The organism is Caballeronia sp. M23-90, from assembly GCF_053574605.1.
The window spans coordinates 1-965 of record NZ_JBSIPA010000890.1; the positions used below are offsets into that span (position 1 = coordinate 1).

Here is a 965-nt window from a genome sequence, read left to right on the forward strand (position 1 = left end):
TGTATGCAGCAGCGTATGCCGCGCCAGATCGTCCGGCGCCCGAAGTGGCAGACGCTGCAACAGCGCCGGACTGCAAACGGGAAGCCGCTCCTCGGACAGGAAGGCTTGCATGGAATAGCCATAGAACGTATCGGGACCGCCGCGGATCACGATGTCATGGACATCCTTGAGACTCTCCACCGACTCGTTCGATGTCACCACGCTCACGTCCACGTCTTGATGCCCGGCGTGAAACCGGGCCAGCCTCGGCACCAGCCAGCGCAACGTGAACGTGGCAGGCGCGTTCACTGTCAGCGTGCGTGAAACCGTGCCTGGGATGCCGTATCGCGTGGTGGCCTGCGATAGCTGCTCGAACAACGGGCCAATCTCCGCCAGATAGATGCTGGCTGCCGGCGTCAGCACCACGCGCCGGTTGTGCCGTTCGAACAGCGGCGCGCCAAGCCACTCTTCCAGCAGACGCACGTGCTGGCTCACGGCGCCGTGCGTCACGTGCAATTGCGCGGCGGCATCTTTAAAGCTGCCAAGCCGGCCTGCGGCCTCGAAGGCTCGCAAAGCATTGAGCGGAGGAAGGGTTCGTTTCATTCAAAAGAGTTTATCTAACGCGATGATCCAATTTATCTGGTTTGTTCGCCGGCAACAAGATAGATATCCTGCTTACCGAACCCTTTCTGGCGTCCAGTCCGCAATGCTCAGCTATACCGGTGGTCTTGTCCTCGTTGCTGCCGTGCTTCATGCGAGCTGGAACGCGATGCTTCACGGCAACCACGACCGCTTCCTGTCCATGACATGGATGAGCATCTCGATCGCGGTCGTCTCAAGCGTCGTCATCCTGTTCGTGCCCTGGCCGGTCCGGGCGGCTTGGCCCTACCTCGTGACGTCGGGGTTCCTGCACGTTGCCTACAACATGAGCCTCGTGCGCGCGTACCGGCGCAGCGACCTGGGCGAGGCGTATCCGATTGCGCGCA

The 965-nt window shown here is 61.5% G+C and carries 1 protein-coding gene and 1 pseudogene; one reads left to right on the forward strand and one right to left on the reverse strand.

The window, feature by feature from the left end; translation table 11 throughout:
• Positions 1-582, reverse strand: a 582-nt coding sequence (locus ACRXB1_RS36780) for a LysR family transcriptional regulator (protein ID WP_449494870.1), incomplete at its 3' end; no start/stop codon positions are given.
• Between the two features lie 103 nt (positions 583-685).
• On the opposite strand from ACRXB1_RS36780, the pseudogene ACRXB1_RS36785 reads away from it, so the two are divergent.
• Positions 686-965: pseudogene (locus tag ACRXB1_RS36785) on the forward strand (EamA family transporter); the annotation flags it as partial.